Source organism: Mesorhizobium sp. WSM4989, assembly GCF_029625795.1.
Taxonomy (GTDB): domain Bacteria; phylum Pseudomonadota; class Alphaproteobacteria; order Rhizobiales; family Rhizobiaceae; genus Mesorhizobium.
Genome location: NZ_JARTVN010000001.1, coordinates 1251566 through 1269560, shown reverse-complemented (window position 1 = coordinate 1269560; position 17995 = coordinate 1251566). Strand labels below are relative to the sequence as shown.

Sequence of the window (17995 nt, the reverse complement as noted above, 5' to 3'; positions counted from 1 at the left end):
AACAGCACAGCGGCGTGAGCGGCACGAATGGCGCGGCGCTCGCATCAGCTGGTCGTAAAAGGCGGTAGGGTCGCTTTGGATGACGGTTGGCGGGATTGCGACGTCGGCATCGATGACGGTCGCATTGCGGCGATCGATTCAGGCCTGCAAGGTGGGCAAACCATTGACGCCGCGGGCCTGTGGGTGATGCCTGGCGGCATCGATGCCCACTGCCATCTCGACCAGCCTGTTTGGGGCGGGGCCGGTAACGCCGACGATTTTGAATCGGGCTCCATCTCGGCCGCATTCGGCGGCACGACCTGCATCGTGCCCTTCGGCATGCCGGGTCCAAATATGACCACGGTGGATGCGCTCGAACGGGCGATGGGCTGCGCGGCCGGCCGTTCCATCATCGACTACGGCCTCCATGCGGTGGTGACGATGGGGACCGGCGCCAACGTCGAGGCACAACTTAGCCAATTGGCCGGGCAAGGCATTGCTTCGGTCAAGCTTTTCATGACCTACCAGGGCTTCGCGGTCGACGACGACCTGTTCTTCACCGTGCTCGATACGGCGAGGAAGCTCGGCTGGATCGTCATGGTTCATGCCGAGAACGATGCCGCCATTCGGCGCACGCGGCAGCGGCTGATCGAGCTTGGCCGCACCGAGATGCGCTATCACGCCGTGGCGCACAGCGAGATCATGGAGCGCGAGGCGACCCATCGGGCTCTGGCGCTGGCGGAGATGACCGGCACCCGCATGACCATCGTCCATGTGTCGTCGCGGCAGTCCGCCGAGGAAGTCGCGCGGGCGCGTCAGCGCGGCGTCGACGTCGCGGCCGAAACCTGCCCGCAATACATCTTCCTCGGTGCCGCGGACCTCGCCCGCCCAGGCAGGGACGCCGCCCGCTTCGTCTTTTCGCCGCCGCCGCGCACGCCGCATAGCCGCGAGCATCTCTGGCGGCTGCTGGCGGACGGCGGCATCGACCTCTGGTCGTCCGATCATTCGCCCTATTATTTCGCCGACAAGATCGGCAAGGCGCCGGAGCCAGGTTTCACCACGACATTGAGCGGTATTCCGGGCCTGGAAACCAGGCTGCCGCTGCTGTTTTCCGAAGGGCTGCTGACGGGGCGCCTTTCGCTGCAGCGATATCTGGATCTGACCTCGCGCAATGCCGCCGCGATCTACGGTCTCGACCACCGCAAGGGTCGCATCGCCCCCGGCCTGGACGCGGATCTCGCGCTCTGGGACCCGGCACGCAAGTGGACCATCGGCCACGAAATGCTGCACTCGCGCGTCGACTTTTCGCCTTACGAAGGCAAGGCGGTGACGGGCAAGCCGATCACCGTGCTGCTGCGTGGTGAGCCGCTGATCGCGGGCGAAAAGCTGCAGGCGCAAGCTGGTTTCGGCGGCTTCGTCGCGCGCCGTCCGTCCGATCCGGCAAAGGCCGGCACGGCTGTGGAGGACACCACGCCATGGCTCGACCCCTGATTGGGCGACTTGGAATATCGGCCTGGCAGAACGTCGGACTTACAGCTTGGGTCGCAAGGTCCGAAATGTGACCGAGTAGCGGTGTTCTGCGAGCGGCGGAATGCTGTGCTCCCATTCGTTGCGCGCCGGACCGGCCATGAGATAGGCGGATCTCGGCTCGACCTCGATCGTCTGCCGGTCCCATGTCGCGCCGTTCCTGCGGCGCAGCCGGAAACTGCAGGATGCCAGCAGGGAGACGCCTGCGACGAGCTCGAAATGGGGCTTGTCGCGATGCCAGCCGATGCCCGCGCCAGGCCGGTATTCGTTGATCAGCACCTGCGAGAACTCCGACGCGGGCCGACCGGCGAAGTCGGCGACCTTGTCGCGAAGCGGCAGCAGGAAGTCGGGTATGGCCGGTGCTTCCACGACCTCGCGGCGGTCGTAGTCGTAACGCAGCCCGAAGCCGACAACCTGCCTGTTGGCTAGATGGCCGTGGAAGTCGAAGGGCTGGAACGGCAGGCCTTCGATGCAGCGCACCAACGCGCTTTCTTCGTTGCGCGTGATCAGCTCCGGCCGGTAGCGGAATCCTTCCGGCAGGCTGTTCGGGGCACCGAAAAGATCTCCTTGGCGGACTTGCGCCGTGGCGCTCGATTTCGTTGACGGCATAAACCTCAGATAGGCAATTCGGCAGGTCTCGCAAGGCCCTGATCCGTCGGCAGCCGGTGCGACGGAACCCATTGACAGCTCCGGGAATTACGCATTGGCCAACGGGGCGCTCGTCATGCCTTCCACCGCCATCCGGAACATCTATTACGACCCGGCGACGAAGATCCTTTCGGTATGGTTTGTCCCGAGCGGCGACCGCTATGACTATGAGCAGGTTGAGCCAGAGACCCACGCGGCATTCAAGGCTGCTCGGTCCAAGGGCCGGTTCTTCAACGAGTTCGTGCGCGACCGATACAGCTTCCATCTGGTGGCGCAAGGACCGCAGCATTGAACCAGAGCCCCGCTCCCATGCCCTGCTCGAAACCACCCCTCCTGTCGTTGGGCAGGGCCTGTTAGCCTTATTGCTCAGCTACGGTTCGACAACTGGAGAATTGGTATCTACCGGTGTGACTTTCGATCGGTTGTGCGAGCTTGCGCAGCGCCGGTGCGCACCGCCGCGTGGCAGTCAACCTCCCTTGCGCGGAACGTTCCTCTGCTGTCCCGGCGTGCTCTGCCTCCGACTTCCGTCGATGCTGTCACAGTCGCGTGAGCTTCCGGGCCTTCGCCTGCAAAATTCGGAACAATGCCCCCGTTGAGAGGTTAGCGCCCCATAGCCAGCCCCGATGACAGCCAGCCTGGGAGCGAGCCATGTCCCGAATTTCCGCGCCAAGCACGACCGGCCTCAGCCGGCGAAGTTTCATGACAGCTACTGTCTCAGCCGCCGCGGCGGCGCCCTTGCTCAGCTCCCCAACGAGAGCGGAAAAACCGGCCGCGACCCGTTCCGGCTTGAGGGAAAAGGTCGCGGTGTCCTTGCGCATCAACAAGCAGCCTTACGAGCTTTCGCTGGATGCCAGGACCAGCCTGCTTGACGCCCTGCGGGACCATGTCGGCCTTACCGGCACGAAAAAAGGTTGCGACCATGGGCAGTGCGGCGCCTGCACCGTTCTGGTGGACGGAAAGCGCGTGCTCTCCTGCTTGAGCTTCGCCGTGATGAACGACGGCAAGGAGGTGACGACCGTCGAAGGGCTTGCCTCGAGCGACGGCAAGCTGCATCCGATGCAGCAGGCCTTCATCGACCACGACGCGTTCCAGTGCGGCTACTGCACGCCGGGTCAGATCATGTCGGCCATCGGCTGCGTCAACGAAGGCCACGCCAACTCCGAGGACGACATCCGCGAATATATGAGCGGCAATATCTGCCGCTGTGCGGCCTACCCGAACATCGTCGCCGCGGTCGTCCAGGCGCGCGATCAGGCGAGAGGAACCTGACGATGCGCCCCTTCATCTATGAACGGCCGACAGATGTCTCCGCCGCGGCCGCCATCGCATCCCGCTTTACCACCGAGGACGACCAGCCGACACGGGCGAACGCGCAGTTCATCGCAGGCGGCACCAATCTTGCAGACTATATGAAACTTGGGGTGGCGGCGCCCAACCGGCTGCTGGACCTCAACCGGCTCGAAGAGCCAGGGCTGAGGCAGATCAGGGTTACCGACGACGGCGTGCGCTTCGGCGCCCTGGTGCGGATGGGCGAGGCTGCCGACCATGGCGAAGTCAAACGCCGCTATCCCGTCATTGCCGAAAGTTTGCGGCTGGCGGCAAGCGGCCAGATCCGCAACATGGCGAGCCTTGCCGGCAACATGCTGCAGCGAACGCGCTGCGAATATTTCCGCGAGTCCTCCTGGGCCTGCAACAAGCGGGTGCCGGGTTCGGGCTGCGCGGCGATGGAAGGCTTCAACCGCCAGCACGCGGTGCTGGGCGCCAGCGATGCCTGCATTGCCACCTATCACGGCGACTTTGCCCAGGCTCTGATTGCGCTCGATGCCGTTATTCGAGCCGAGGGGTCTCGCGGAGCGCGCGAAATTCCCTTTGCCAGGCTGCATCGGCTGCCCCGCGACACGCCGCATGTCGAGACGGATCTGGCGGCGGACGAGATCATCACCGCCATCGAGGTGCCTGCCTTATCGTGGGCCCGGCGCTCGCGCTACCTGAAGATCCGCGACCGCGGGTCTTATGCCTTTGCGCTGGCCTCGGCGGCCGTTGCGCTCGACCTCGACGGCGACAGCGTCCGCGAGGCAAGGATTGCGCTCGGCGGGCTGGCGACGGTGCCGTGGCGCGCCGGCGAGGCCGAAGCGGCCCTGCAGGGCAAGAAGCTCGACGAGGCATCGGCAGGTGCGGCGGCGGACGCTGCCTTTGCCGGTGCCGAACCGCGCCAGCACAATGCGTTCAAGATCGAGCTCGGCAAGCGGACGCTGGTGCGCGCGCTGCTCGAAACGCGAGACATGAAGGTGTGACCATGGACCCAGCCGCTCCGAAGCCCAAGGAGAACATGGGCGAACCGCTGCCGCGCGTCGATGCGCGGCTGAAAGTCACCGGGCAAGCCCACTATCCGGCAGACCTGCCGACGGCAAACCTAGCCTATGGCGCGCTGGCCACCAGCAGCATCGCCAAGGGCAGGGTGACGAAGCTTCACCTGGACGATGCCCGTGCCGTGCCCGGCCTTCTCGACATCGTCACTTATGGCGACATGGACAAGGTCGAGAAGCCGAAATTCGGCAACGCCGGCGCGACCTCGATCGGACCGCTGCATGACAGGACGATTTTCCACGACGGCCAGATCATCGCCTTGGCCGTTGCCGAGACATTCGAGGCGGCGGAGGAGGCGGCCCAGTTGATCCGCGCCGATTACGAGGAAGAGAAGCCGTCCGCGAGTTTCGATAGTCCCGGCACCAAAACCATTCCCGCCGCCGGCAAGAGTCCGCTGTTCAAGGAGGATGTGAAAGCAGGCGATTTCGACGCCGCCTATGCAGCCGCCGCGGTCAGGATCGACGCTCGGTATTCAACGCCCACCCAGCACCACAACCCGATCGAGCTGTTCTCCACGACGGCATTTTGGCAGGGCGATCAGCTCATCGTCCACGAACCGTCCCAGAACGTCACCGGCTGGAAGGCCGAACTTGCGAGAGAGTTGAAAATTGATCCGGCCAATGTGCGCATCGTCAGTCCCTTCATCGGCGGCGCCTTCGGCTCAAAAGGACCGATGACGCCGCGCACCGCCATCGTCGCAGTAGCCGCAAAACGTCTCGGGCGTCCCGTGCGCTGCGTGACGAGCCGCATGCAGGCTTTCGGCACACAGACTTACCGGGCCGAAACCCGCCACCGCATCCGGATCGGCGCCGGCGAGGACGGCCGCATCACCGCTTTCGCGCACGAAGGATGGGAGGTGACATCGCGCCCTGATCCCTATGTTGTCGGCGGCACCTCGGCGACCGGCCGCATGTACGACTACGGCTCGGTGTTGACGCATGTGTCGCTGGTCCAGGCAGATCGCAACACGCCGGGCTACATGCGTTCGCCGCCCGAGACACCTTACGTCTACGCGCTGGAAAACGCGATGGACGAGATGGCGGTGGCGCTTGGCATGGACCCGGTCGAGTTCCGCCGCATCAATGAGCCGAAGGCGGAACCGATCGGCAAGAAGCCCTTCTCCAGCCGCTCGCTGATCCAATGCTATGAACAGGCGGCCAATGCCTTCGGCTGGGCGAAGCGAGACCCCAAGGTCGGCGCGATGCGCGACGGCGACTGGCTGATCGGCATGGGCTGCGCCACCGCCATCTACCCCACCGCGGTGGCACCATGCGCGGCGCGCGTGCGCCTGACGTCGGATGGCGATGTGCGGGTGCAATGCGGCTCGCATGAGATCGGCACCGGCGTCCGGACAGTGGCCGCCCAGATGGCCTCGGAACGTCTTGGCGTTTCGATCGACAAGGTGACCGTCGAAATGGGCGACAGCAGCCTGCCTCCGGCCCCGGTCTCAGGTGGTTCGATTTCCACCGCAAGCGTCTGCTCGGCGGTTCTGAAGGCTTGCGATGCCGTCCGGGCGAAGCTCTCCGCCGGAGCCACGGCCGAAGGCGGCCCGCTTGCCGGCTCACATAACGAGGAACTGGACCTTGACGGCGGCAAGCTTGCGGCCAGGGGCGGAGCGTCCGCGAAGATCGAGGACGTCTTCAAGGCGATGCAAATTGGCGCGATCGAGGAATATGCCGAGTTTGCCCCGAAAGGCGCGACGCCTGAGGCAGTGAAGGAACTCTATGCCGGTCAGTCCGAATTCCATGGCGGCGATCAGGACGAGGACTCGGTGAAATACGCCTTCGGCGCGGAGTTCGTCGAAGTTCGCATCAACAGCTATACTCGGGAAATCCGTGTGCCGCGCATCGTCGGCGCTTTCGCGGCCGGCCGCATCATGAACACGCGCACCGCGCGCAGCCAGCTGATGGGCGGCATGATCTGGGGCATCGGCCAGGCGCTGCATGAAGCGACCGAGGTCGACAGGCGCTATGCCCGCTACGTCAACCGCGACCTGCAGGATTATCTCGTGCCGGTCAACGCCGACATCAGGGACCTGCAGGTGATCCTGGTCCCGGAGGTAGACCACGCCGTCAATCCGGCCGGCGTCAAAGGCTTGGGCGAACTCGGCAATGTCGGCACCGCCGCCGCCGTTGCCAGCGCGGTCTACCACGCGACGGGCAAGCGCATCCGCGATCTGCCGATCAGGATCGACCAGCTTATCGCTTGACGATGCGGCGAGCGGCAGCGCACCGCGATCTGCTCATCAATCCGCTGATTGCCGAGCCGCCGGTGCAATGCGAGCACCCCCACCCGCATTGCACCGGCGGACAGCTTCCGTTCACAACCCGTCGAATTTTCCCTGCCCGCTTGCCAGCGAGCGCCCCGCTTCGGTTTCGGCGAAGCAAAGGACAGAAAAGACTTCTTTTTGCGATCCGGCCCGGATGTTCTCTTGCCGACCCTAGAACACGCGAACGCTCGCCTGGGAGGCGACGCATAACGAGAGCGGCTCGAAATGTCCGCCCTTCCGCCGTTCGATCGCGCATCTGCGCCGTTTTGGCGAGGTGCAAGGTTGCGGGCGCCGGGTCCGGCAGCTATGTCGGGCCGGACATTCCCGGCGAGAAGGCAGAACCGATGAACGTCCTTTCCACGTCCAAATCGCACGGCGGCATCCAGGGCGTCTATTCGCACGCGTCGGAAGTCTGCGCTTGCGACATGACCTTTGCCGTCTTCGTGCCACCCCAGGCGAAGGACGGGCCTTTGCCGGTTTTGTGGTATCTCTCGGGGCTCACCTGCACCCATGCCAATGTCATGGACAAGGGCGAATACCGGCGCCTGGCGGCCGAGCTTGGACTCGTCGTCGTCTGCCCCGACACCAGCCCGCGCGGTCCGGACGTTCCCGATGAGAAGGACAATTGGCAGTTCGGCTGCGGCGCCGGCTTCTACGTCGATGCCACGCAAGCGCCCTACGCGAAGAACTATCGCATGTACTCCTACGTCACCGAGGAGTTGCCGGCGCTTATTGAGGCCAAATTCCCGGTCGACATTTCGCGCCAGTCGATCTTCGGCCATTCGATGGGCGGGCACGGCGCGCTGACCATCGCGCTGAAGAACCCTGAGCGCTTCCGGAGCTGCTCGGCCTTCGCGCCGATCGTGCAGCCGACGACGGCGGGCTGGTCGCGGCCGGCGCTGGAAAAATATCTGGGATCAGACGAAAAGAGCTGGCGCGCCTGTGACGCCACGCTGCTCATGGAGGACGGCCATCGTTACGGCGAACTGCTCGTCGACCAGGGCAGCGCCGACGGCTTCCTCCAGGATGGTCTTCGTCCCTGGCTGCTCGAAGAGGCGTGCAAAAAGGCAGGCATCGCGCTGACGCTGCGCATGCAGGAGGGCTACGATCATTCCTACAATTTCATCTCGACCTTCATGGACGATCATTTGAAGTGGCACGCCGCGCGGATGGCATAGGCAGCGCAAACGCCCACCAGCCCTGAACCTGAAGTTGGATGGCCGCGACGCAATCCGGCGATCAAACGCGTCTTCTCATTGCGGTGAATAGGTCTCTGGAGTAATTTAGAACTTGGTTGGATGAGACGCATGCCCGCTGTCGTTATGCATGCGGTCTGCTCTGGTCCCGGCAGATTGTGAACTCTTTAACAGACCTCGGCGCCGCAAGCTGCGTTCCTGTGGCCGACAGGTCATAGCAGTTAAGGATTTGCCATGCTGCGATGCTGCGCGTTCCTTGCAGCCCTGGTTCTCGTGAGCTTCACGGCCTTCGAAGCTCATGCGGAGCGCAGGGTCGCCTTTGTGATCGGCAATTCCGAATACCGCGACATCCCGGCTCTCAAGAACCCGGACAAGGATGCCGAGGATGTGTCGAACACATTCCGCCTGGCCGGCTTCGACGTGTTCGTCGCCAAGGATCTCACCAAGCTTCGGTTCGAGGAGCAGTTCCGCAACTATCTCGCCGCGGCGGACGGTGCCGATCTCGCCGTCGTCTACTATTCGGGCCACGGTTTTCAGATCGGCGGCGAGAATTTCCTCATCCCGGTCGATGCCTCGCTCAAGGCCGCGGCCGACATCGAGGTCCAGGCGATCAAGCTCGACGACGTGCTGGAGCAGCTGCGGGCGAAATCGAAGATCCAGGTGATCATCCTCGATGCCTGCCGCAACAATCCGTTCCCGCGCAAGGACTATTGGTTGCGGGACCAGCTGATTGCCGCGGGCGGCACCGGACTTGCGCAGGTGAAGAGCTCGCTGAACACGCTGATTGCCTTCGCCACCGAGCCGGGAGCCGTCGCCTATGACGGAGCGAGCGATCTCAGTCCCTTCTCGTCCGCCTTCTCGCGCCGGGCGCTGGCGCCCAACCAGGAGATCCGCACGGTGATGGCGGCGGTTCGCCGCGACGTGGTCAAAGCCACCGATGGCAAGCAGGTTCCTTGGGAGAATTCGTCGCTGATCGACGAGGTGGTGCTGATGCGCCGCGCCAGTCGACCGGCGCTGCCGCCGGTCCTGGAAAAGGTCGTGCCGTCGGGCGTCGGACCGGTGGCGCTTGACCTTCCGGAGCCGGTCGATGTCGACGGCGGCGCGGTCACCGTCAGCATCGAAAGGCCGCCGGGCCTTGGACGCCTGACGCTGGACGGCAAGCCTGTCGCTATCGGTCAGCCGATTGCGGGCAAGGATCTGCCGCGCCTTAAGCTGGACGTGCCGAAAGGATCCGGCGCGCAGGAAGAGGTCGACATGCTGGCCTATGCCACGCATGACAATTGGGGCGGTCAATCCCAAGGTATCCTGGTGTTTCGGGTCAAGAACGGGAACGCCGCCGAAGGGCAGCAGCTCATGGCTTCGCTCGAGGCCGAGCAGGAGCAGCAGGTGCTGGAGCGCGGCATTCACATCACCGGCGCCGCCGAGGCGATCGAGAACCGTGACGTAAGCGTCCCGGTCGGTGTCGGCCCGGTGCCGCTGAAGCTCGTTTTCCCGACCAAGGATCCCGCCGTCAGCGTGAAGCTTGCAAGCTATCCGGCAACGGGAACGCTGTCGCTGCCGGACCGGACCCTGTCTCCGGATTCAAGCCTGATGGCCGATGAAGTCGACCACTTGCGCTACGAACCCCAGATCGGCGCCGTCAAGCCGCTGAGCGTCGGCTTCGAAATAAGGGCCGACAACACGCCGTCAAAGCCGGCGACGATGAAGCTGTCGCCAAGCGTCGACGCCTGTGACAGGGAGGCCGGCGAGCCTCTCGACCTGCAGGGCGTCGTCCCCGGCTTGCTGCCGAACGAAATCAGCAGCAACGCCGTGGATGTCTGCCGGGCGGCGGTGAAAGCCTATCCCGACGTCGCCCGCTTCCGTTACCAGCTCGGGCGTGCGCTGCTTGTTGTCGGCAAGGTCGAGGAGGCCAAGAAGGCCATCCAGGAAGCTGCCGACAGGGGGCATGTCCGGGCGGTGTTCGAGCTTGGATATCTCAACGCCACGGGAACGGGAATGCCCGTCAATCGCAAGCAGGCCAATACCTTCTATGCCGCAGCGTCCGACAAGGGCGATCCGTATGGAATGACGTCGTGGGGTCGCGCTTTGTTCAACGGCTATGGCGTCGATCGTGATGCCACCAAGGGCCTGGACCTGCTGCTCAAAGCGGCGGCGATGGGGCACACCTATGCCATGAACGACCTCGCCGCGATTTTTACGGAAGGTCGTAACGGCGTACCTGCCGATCCGGCTCGCGCCGTGGCCTTCCTCAAAGCGGGTGTCGAACGGCAAGACATGTATTCGATGAACCTGCTCGGCCGAAATTATCTCGCCGGCACTGGGGTTGAGAAGGATCCCAAGAGCGCGCTCGAACTCTTCCAGAAATCCATGGATCTCGGCCAACCCTACGCTCCCGGCAGCTTGGCGCGTATGTACAGGGACGGTGTCGGTGTGCAGCAGGACCTTGCTGAGGCGCAACGCCTTTTCGAGGTAGCGACCGACCGCGGTGATCAGTCGGCCGCATATGATCGCGCGGCTCTGGAACTGCAGCGGGGCGACAAGGCGGACCAGTCTCTCGCCGTACGCTACCTTGCTTTCGCGGCCGCGCTCGATCTTCGCAACGAGTTGCCGAATGCCAAGGCGACGTTGGCCAAATTTGGAACGAAGGCGAAAACGGCCGCGCTCAAGAAGTTGCGCGGAGAACTCAAGTCGAAGATCGCCGCGAACGGTTCGATGGACGACCAACTGATCAAGGTGGCGCGAGCGGTCTGGGAACAGGCCAATCCGCGCCGGGATTTGTTCTGAGCAACAGGGAGGCAATTGTGGGCAGGGCATTGAAGCAAGCACTCATTGGAACAATGTTATCCAGCGTCCTCGCGACGCTCATCGGCTGCACGTCCCTGTTGCCCAAATCCGAGCCGACGCCGGTAGCCGCGCGGCCTCAGCCGACGGTGACCAGCACGACAACCGCGCCGACGGTCGTCAAGCAGAAGAAGGCGGCCTTCAAGAAGGTGATCAAGCCGGTTGAAGAGGAGCCCAAGCCTGTCGTGGCCCCGCCGTTGGGCGGTGGGGCTGGTGGCGGTGGCGGTGGCGGTGGCGGCTGGGGTTGATAACATTGAGGGGCGGCCAGTCGCAAGCCTAGGCATCGGCCGGTTGCTGCTGCGCCTCCATCTCCGCCATCTCGATGCCCATTTCGACGAAGGCTGAAAGCACGGCAAACCGGTCCGCGAGCGATACCCGCGCAAGGCCTGCCAGAATCCCCGCGCTGACGGCATGGGCGGTCGGAAATTCGGCTGTCGCCTGATCGATGCCCGAGCCGCCGTCGCGCCAGCCTGCTGCCAAAGCGATCCAGGAAACCGGCGTCGCGGGCGGCACCTCCACGGCCTGGGCCACCGCCTCGCGATGGTCGGGATTGCCGGGTTCGTCGACCCAGTCGCCGACGAGCCCCAGCAATTCGAGGTCCGTGTCGCCGAGGAGTTCGGCAAGGTTGCCCAGGCACTCATGCGCCCACCAGATCGCGGCCCGCTCGGGCAGCAGATAGGCGCAGAAGGTGATTGCCTCCTCCGGAACGCGTCCAGCGAGCAGCGCGCGGCAAAACTCGATCGAGGGTTGGTCTGTCGGGACCGCTTTCATGTCCCGGGCAATGGCCGGGCAAGCGCTGAAGAGATCCCGCGCCGTCCTGAACCGGAGCCCCCTCGCCATGGCTGCCACGCCCTTATTAGGAATAGAGATACTGAAGCCCCAGCGGAGGCGCTGGTCAAGCGTTAGCTTTAGCAAATGACGGGCGCTCGCAGCGTGTGTTTGTTCACAGACAATCGGCGCGAGATTTGCTATCGTCCGCCGCAGCGAGATCCGCTCAAACAGGGAGTAACGGTCATGCGGTGGGCCAGTTCAGCCTTTGCATTGGCGGCCGTGCTTTTTTCGACGCACGTTTCCGCTGATCCGCTTCAGAAATCCGAAGACATCGTGAAGTTCTTCACCGGCGCGGGCAATCTCGGCGCGACGCGCGGCATCTGCGTCGGCACTGAAGAAGAGTGCAAGAGCAAGAACGACCAGACCGCGGCCCCGACCAAAACCGGGCTCGACATGATGATCAATTTCGCGCTGGATTCCGCCCAGCTCGACCAGACCGCGCGCACCGAGCTCGACGAGTTCGCCAAGGCGCTGAAAGACAACCGGTTGAGTTCGTTCAGCTTCGTTGTCGAAGGCCACACCGATGCTTCGGGTTCGGATCGCTACAATCAGGAGCTGTCGCAGCGCAGGGCGAAATCGGTTGCCGCATTCCTGACCGCGAACGGCGTACAGGCCACCCGGCTCGAAGCTATTGGTCTCGGCAAGTCCCACCCGCGCGTCGCCAATCCCTACGATCCGGTGAACCGCCGGGTCGAGATGCGGATCAGGACGGAATAAGCCGCACGAATCACTCACGCTGCGAACAGCGATCGACGGCAGCGCGACAGAGCCTCAAAGGGTCGCCTGGATCGAGCTTATCAGGGCCGTGACGGCCTGCTTGTATTTCTCGAACTCCGGCGAAGTCTGTCGGACCTGGGTCGTGGTCGTCTGCTGGTTCTGATCGGACGACGCCAAGCGGGTCACCTTCTGACCCATTTTCCGCTCGGCCCAGTCGACGACGTAGCTGGTGGTCTTGCCGGTAAGGAAAGGGTTGGCCTGGATCACGGCGGAGCCGAGCACTGCGCTCAATTGCGCCGAGCCGGGCGCCCCCAGCACTTGGGCAGCCCCCTCCATGCCCAGGAAATGGCAGAGATAGAGCCGCCCGGCGGTGATCTGGTGGCCGCGGGCGCGAAGATAGGCTTCGCCCTCGCGCGCCAGATTGCGCACCATCTCGCGCGACAGCGTGGCATCGTAGCGGAGCGCGAGCAGGTCGGCGGTCGACAGCGAGCGGGCGAGATCGGGCCGGTAGGTGTTCATCATCCGGATCCAGGTCTTGGTGATGAACTGACCGGCACCGGTCGCCGAGGAGAGCGGGTTCTTGGCTCGCGCTTTGCCGCCGCTTTCGACATGGACGATGCGGTCGGTCAGCGTCTCGACGGCAGCATCGCCGTAGCCGCCGCCGGAGCCGCCGGAAGCATAGGTGGCGACCGTGGTGACCGTACCCAGCGGATCGATCGCCTGGCCGCTCTGGTAGAGCTCGAAATGCAGGTGCGGGCCGGTCGAAAGTCCGGTGGTGCCGATATAGCCGATGACGTCGCCGGCCTTCACCTTGGTGCCGACGCCGCTCGCGATGGCGAATTTCTGCATATGCGCGTAGCGCGTCTCGCGCCCGTTGGCATGCGCAATCTTCACCAGATTGCCATAGCTGCCGCCATCGCCCTGGAAGGTGATCTCGCCGTCGAAGGCGGCCATGATCGGCGCGCCGACCGGAGCGGCCCAGTCGACGCCTTTATGAATGCGAACGGTGCCCAGGATCGGGTGTTTGCGCGGGCCGAACGTCGACGTCATCACCCCGCTCACCGGCGTGACCATGCCGTTGGTGACGCTGAGCGAGCGAACCTCGTCATTGCCCGTCACGCACGCATACTGGCCATCGCTCTGCTGGAAGACGAAACAGTCGAGCGTCTTCTCCGTGCCCTGAACGCCGACATAGAGGACCCGTCCGGAGATTTCGCCCTGGCCGCGCGGCGTCTGCGAGTAGATCAGCACCAGCCGCTGGTCCTCGCTGGCGAAGGCGTCGAGATCCTGTCCTCGCGACAGATACATGATGGCCTCTCCGATCACGCTGGTCGGAACCTTGTTGCGGGCGGCCGTCGAATATATCGCATCGAGCAGGCGATATTGGCGCTTGGGCCCGCCTTCGTCGGATGCGCCTGAATAGTTGAAAAGGTCCTCCCGCACCCACGGGTCGACGCCCGACACGAACGCGCCCGCAGCATTGCGCGTCAGCGTGCCGACATAGACATTCCTGGCGTAGATCGAGACCTGCATAAGCGACATGGTGGTGGTCTCGCGGTTCGGCCTGAATCCGCGCATCGCCACGACAAAGCCCGCCCCCAGCCCGTCACGGTTGAACAGCGTCTTCAGCGCTTCGCCCGCCAGCTTCGCGTCGTCGGCGGAGAAATGCGCATCGGCGACGACGCTGTCCAGGCTGCGGTCGTTGAGGATTTTTACGAATGTGTCCTCGGTCGCCTCGAAGCGCTGGTATTCGCTGCTGACGGTCGCAACGGTCGTGTTGTTCTCGATCTGGGTCTTCTTGAAAGCGGGAAGGGCGGCCTCGCCCTGGTCGACGGTCTCGCCCCAGCCCGCTTCCGGATCATCGGCATCCGCCTTGGGCGCTGAACTGGCAGGAGCTTCGCTCTCGTCGGGTGCGGCCTGAAGGTCGTTCTCAAGATCGCCTTGCTGGTCGTCGGCTGCGCCCGGAGCGAGGGGGGCGGCTTGCCGATCCTGCGGCGCCGTTGCAGGAGATTTCGGCACGGTCTGCCGCTGCGCCTGGAAGAAGGCGAAATCCTCTTGCGTCGAGGGGATCGTCGTCATGAATTTTTCGCTGGCGCTCAACATCACATCGGACAGGATTTCGATCTGCGGCGAGGCGCCGGAACTGTCGAGCTCGGCCGGGCGCGCGACGGTCTTGCCCTTGGCCGTGTCGGCATCGGGCGCCAGCGTGATCCACATCGGATCGCCGGCGAGGTCGATGATGGCCGGCACATAGACCGAAGCGTCGGGCGGCACGTCATCCATCCCCTCGACCGGATGCAGTTCCTCGTCCTCGTCGCCGAAGGACCAGTAATCGCGTGTGAGGTAGAAACCCGTGGCTGTCGAGACGAGGACGAGTGCCGCAACGCCGGAAAGAATCCAGCGCCACAGCTTGCGTCGCCGCTCGGCAAGGCGCGCCTGCTTCTTCAGTTTGAAGCTCGTGTCGATGCTGTGCGTCACGGGCCGTTCCCGCTCAGGAAATAGGTCCAGCGCACCTGCTCCTGCGTGTCGACCTCGACAAAGCGCGCCGCGATATGGCCGCGCTGCCAGCATTCGTCGATGCCGCGGATCGAGAAGCGGCGCCGGTCGATGCACATCTCGATCGATCCGGTGAGGATCGCATGGCCGAAGACGTCCGTGGCGTAGATGTAGATGTAGCGGTTGGTCAGCTCCTCGCGGATGACGTTGACGCACTGGTTGGCGCCGATCGTCCACCAACCGTCCGTCTGGTCGGCATCGTCGACCTTCTGTCCGACGGCGAGGTTGACGACGTCGAGCGTCTGGTTGCAGACGGTGAATTCGGCATGGGCCTTGTTGACGGATAGCACGGAGAGCAAAGCCGTGCCGGCAAGCGCAGCAAGCTTCATGCGGCCGATCCGATCAGCAACAGACCGGATCGGTCCGCGCTCCTTGCGTGACTGGGACAGGGTGGAAGAGAGCAGGCGGCAGAGAACCATCGGCGTCCGCGCTATCCGCCAAGCCGGAAATACTTGGCGGTGGCCGAAAATCCGGAATAGTCCGCCTGGATCTCCTTAAGGATCCGGGGCAGCACTTCCGAGGCGGGGGTCGGGCCCGCGAACATCGCAGCCTGAACGTCCCGTGGCCCGGTGATCACCAGGATGACCTGCGGCAAAGCCTTGCCGGCCGCCTTGTCGTCAGCGGCGAGATCGATGGCGATCTTGAAGGTCGCCCTGTCCGGCTGCGCGACCATGCGGCTGTCGAGGTTGAAGGCGGTGCCATTGTGGTTGATCAGCAACACGCTGGAGATGAGCCCCCCGCGCGTCACCAGCGTGCCGCTGATCGGTGATCCGTCGGGCACCGATGTCCGGTCGAGCATGAGCTGCGGTCGTTCAGCTTCGCTTCGGTCGAGAAGGTGCAGGAAGGTGGGTACGCCGCATTGTGATGGGGTAATCAGGCGCACGCTGATGTCCGGCTCCACGTTGAACCTGGACTGGAACGCACCAAGCAGTTGCTCGAAAGGCTGCACGGCGGTTCCGAATCCCTCGATGGCCGCGGATGTGCCCGTTGCCGATGTCAGGGTCGCGTAGAAGCAATTGCCGCCGCTGAAGTCGCGCACCCAGGAGGCGCGCTGAGCCAACGCGTCGGTTTTGTTTGCCGGCGGCGGAACCTGGGGCTTTGGCAGATTGATTGCGACGTCGGTATTTTGAGATGGCTTGTTGGCCGGCGGTGGCTGCGGCAGTGGTGCCGGTTGTGTGGTCGAGACTTTCGGCCCTGCCGGCTGAGTAGCCGCTTCGGGCGCTGCCGGCTGGCGCGCAGTCGAAGCCGGCGCCTGATTTTGGTTTTCCGTAACTTGCGGCGCCGGCGTCTTCGACTTCGACAATTTGGACAGAGCGTCGACGAGGTCGGATGCGCTCGGTTTCGTCGCCGGCGGTTTTGCTTCCGGCGCCGCAGCGGCTTCCGCCGTCGGGCTCGACGGCTTTTGGTTTTCCGCTGGTTTCGGCAGGGGTGCCGGCAAGTTCTCGACCGACGGCTGAGCCGGTTCGGCCTCCGCCGGCTGCGAGGCTTTCGCCTGGTTGTTTTTGGCCAGGCTCTCTGAAGGGGCAGGCGGTGTCGGCTCGGATTTCTGTCCGGTCTCTACTTGCGCCTGTTTCTGGGCAGTCTTGTCCTGCGGTTGCGGCGCAGCCGATAGGGCAGGCTGTGTCGGCTTCTGCTCAGTCTCGGCCTGCTTCTGGACGGGTTGTGTCGTGTCTTGCGGTTGCGGGAGAGCCGGAGCGGCAGGCTTTGCCGGCTCAACGGCGGCTGAGCTGTCCGCCTTCGGTGCTTCCGGCTGCGGTTCGGCCGGCGCTTGCGGCCGAGGTTGCGGTGCCTCTGGCTGAGGCGTCGATGCCTCCGCTACCGGCTTGGGCGCTTCCGCGACGGGTTTTGCCGCCGGCTTCGGCGTAAGAGGCCCAGGCTTTTCAACGGCAGGCGGAGTGACCAACGCGCCGCTGAAATAGACGCCGGCCGCCGCCAGGACTGCCAGAACCGCGACGCCGCCCGCTATGGCCGGGATCCGCGAGGGCTTTCGCTCCGCAGGTCGGCTTGAGGCACTGGCCGGAGCCGCCGCCGGCGCTGGCCTCGGTTGCGACAGGTGCGCAGGCCGCACATGCGGAACGAAACGCGGTTCGTCGGAGGCAGCAGAAGCCGGGGGACTGGAGTTTGGCAAGGCCGTCCAGCCGGCGCGTGGCAAGCCGGATCGTTCGCGCGGAGCAAACGATGCGGGCGGCGGCAAGGTCGCGTCGAGGTCGTCGTCGCGCGTTGCCCTGGCGATCTCGGCCATGCTGGCGGGCCGGTCTTGAGGATCCGGCTGCAACATCGCTTCGATGAGTTCGCGGAAATCGGGATCGATGTCCGACAAGTCCGGCACGGTGCGGCGCTTCTCGATGACCTCATATTGCGAGCCGCTCATGTCGAGCGGCTTCCCGCGCAGCGCGGCCGCCAGCACCAGGCCGAGGCTGTAGATATCGGATTGCTCGCTGACCTCCCCGCCATAAAGGCCGAGCTGTTCGGGAGAGACGTAATTGTATTTGCCGGCGAATTTCCCGCCGATCAGCGTCTCGCCGCCGACATTCGCCGAGCGCGCGATGCCGAAGTCGATGATCTTGGCCCGCTCGACCCGGCCGCCCGGCAGGATGATGTTGTCGGGCGAAAGGTCGCGGTGGACCGCGCCGGCCTGATGCACGGCGCTCAGGCCCGAGGCGAGGCGATGGCAAAGCCGACGCACGTCCGGTGGCGCCATCGGGCCGCGCCGCATGACATCGAACAGCGACTGGCCGTCGACGAACTCCATCGCCAGGTAGGGGCGGCCGATCCCCGGATCGATGGTGAAGACGTGGTATCGCACCACCGCGTCATGCGACAAATGGTTGAGGATCGAGGCTTCCTTGCGGAACAGCGACAGAATGGTTTGGTCGCGCGCGAACTCGGGCAGCACTATCTTGATCGCGACATGGTCGCCGGTCTGGATATTGTGGCCGCGATAGACTTCGCCCATGCCGCCGGATGCGATGCGCTCGTCGAGCTCGTAGATGCCGCTGAGCTGCGTGCCGACGCCGGTATTTGCGAGGTTCGGCGAAATCCGCGTCCTGTCGTCGTCGCTCAT

At 64.4% G+C, this 17995-nt stretch carries 14 protein-coding genes; 9 read left to right on the top strand and 5 right to left on the bottom strand.

Translation table 11 applies throughout. The features are described from left to right. Positions 1 to 27: 27 nt before the first annotated feature. The gene (gene hydA / locus P9217_RS06255) at positions 28 to 1470 is read left to right on the top strand and encodes a dihydropyrimidinase (protein WP_278086400.1); all 1443 of its coding nucleotides are present in this window, start codon (positions 28 to 30) and stop codon (positions 1468 to 1470) included. A 39-nt stretch (positions 1471 to 1509) separates the two neighbouring features. Here hydA and P9217_RS06250 read toward each other — a convergent pair whose 3' ends face one another. Further along, the gene (locus tag P9217_RS06250; RefSeq protein WP_278086948.1) at positions 1510 to 2115 is read right to left on the bottom strand and encodes an alpha-ketoglutarate-dependent dioxygenase AlkB; all 606 of its coding nucleotides are present in this window, start codon (positions 2113 to 2115) and stop codon (positions 1510 to 1512) included. Positions 2116 to 2209: 94 nt separating this feature from the next. Between P9217_RS06250 and P9217_RS06245 the strand changes: the two genes are divergently transcribed. The 7 genes from P9217_RS06245 (at position 2210) to P9217_RS06215 (ending at position 11075) form a co-directional block, all read left to right on the top strand. Next, on the top strand, positions 2210 to 2446 hold the full coding sequence (locus P9217_RS06245; RefSeq protein WP_336619663.1) for a KTSC domain-containing protein: 237 nt from the start codon (positions 2210 to 2212) through the stop codon (positions 2444 to 2446). A 407-nt stretch (positions 2447 to 2853) separates the two neighbouring features. Next, positions 2854 to 3423, top strand: a complete 570-nt coding sequence (locus P9217_RS06240; RefSeq protein WP_164746726.1) for a (2Fe-2S)-binding protein — start codon at positions 2854 to 2856, stop codon at positions 3421 to 3423. Positions 3424 to 3425: 2 nt separating this feature from the next. Continuing rightward, entirely contained in the window at positions 3426 to 4448 is a 1023-nt protein-coding gene (locus P9217_RS06235; RefSeq protein ID WP_278086401.1) for a xanthine dehydrogenase family protein subunit M, read from the top strand. A gap of 2 nt (positions 4449 to 4450) precedes the next feature. After that, positions 4451 to 6730 carry a xanthine dehydrogenase family protein molybdopterin-binding subunit gene (locus P9217_RS06230; protein WP_278086402.1) on the top strand — a complete coding sequence of 760 codons (2280 nt, stop codon included), beginning with the start codon at positions 4451 to 4453 and terminating at the stop codon, positions 6728 to 6730. Between the two features lie 404 nt (positions 6731 to 7134). After that, positions 7135 to 7968 (top strand): S-formylglutathione hydrolase, encoded by an 834-nt coding sequence (gene fghA / locus P9217_RS06225; RefSeq protein ID WP_127323980.1) that lies wholly within the window; start codon positions 7135 to 7137, stop codon positions 7966 to 7968. A gap of 252 nt (positions 7969 to 8220) precedes the next feature. Next, entirely contained in the window at positions 8221 to 10770 is a 2550-nt protein-coding gene (locus P9217_RS06220) for a caspase family protein (RefSeq protein WP_278086403.1), read from the top strand. A 53-nt stretch (positions 10771 to 10823) separates the two neighbouring features. Continuing rightward, complete coding sequence (locus P9217_RS06215; protein ID WP_278086404.1) at positions 10824 to 11075, top strand: hypothetical protein; 252 nt, start codon at positions 10824 to 10826, stop codon at positions 11073 to 11075. A 28-nt stretch (positions 11076 to 11103) separates the two neighbouring features. Here the strand turns inward: P9217_RS06215 and P9217_RS06210 are convergent, their stop codons facing one another. Continuing rightward, positions 11104 to 11598, bottom strand: coding sequence for a hypothetical protein (locus P9217_RS06210; RefSeq protein ID WP_278086405.1), 495 nt, complete (start codon positions 11596 to 11598; stop codon positions 11104 to 11106). A gap of 243 nt (positions 11599 to 11841) precedes the next feature. On the opposite strand from P9217_RS06210, the gene P9217_RS06205 reads away from it, so the two are divergent. Continuing rightward, positions 11842 to 12375, top strand: a complete 534-nt coding sequence (locus P9217_RS06205; RefSeq protein ID WP_170950256.1) for an OmpA family protein — start codon at positions 11842 to 11844, stop codon at positions 12373 to 12375. Positions 12376 to 12429: 54 nt separating this feature from the next. On the opposite strand, the gene P9217_RS06200 is transcribed toward P9217_RS06205, so the two are convergent. The 3 genes from P9217_RS06200 to P9217_RS06190 form a co-directional block, all read right to left on the bottom strand. Further along, positions 12430 to 14853, bottom strand: coding sequence for a peptidoglycan DD-metalloendopeptidase family protein (locus P9217_RS06200; RefSeq protein ID WP_278086406.1), 2424 nt, complete (start codon positions 14851 to 14853; stop codon positions 12430 to 12432). Then, complete coding sequence (locus P9217_RS06195; protein WP_066989410.1) at positions 14850 to 15260, bottom strand: DUF1036 domain-containing protein; 411 nt, start codon at positions 15258 to 15260, stop codon at positions 14850 to 14852. Before P9217_RS06195 ends, P9217_RS06200 begins: the two co-directional genes overlap by 4 nt. A gap of 101 nt (positions 15261 to 15361) precedes the next feature. Next, complete coding sequence (locus P9217_RS06190; RefSeq protein WP_278086407.1) at positions 15362 to 17995, bottom strand: serine/threonine protein kinase; 2634 nt, start codon at positions 17993 to 17995, stop codon at positions 15362 to 15364.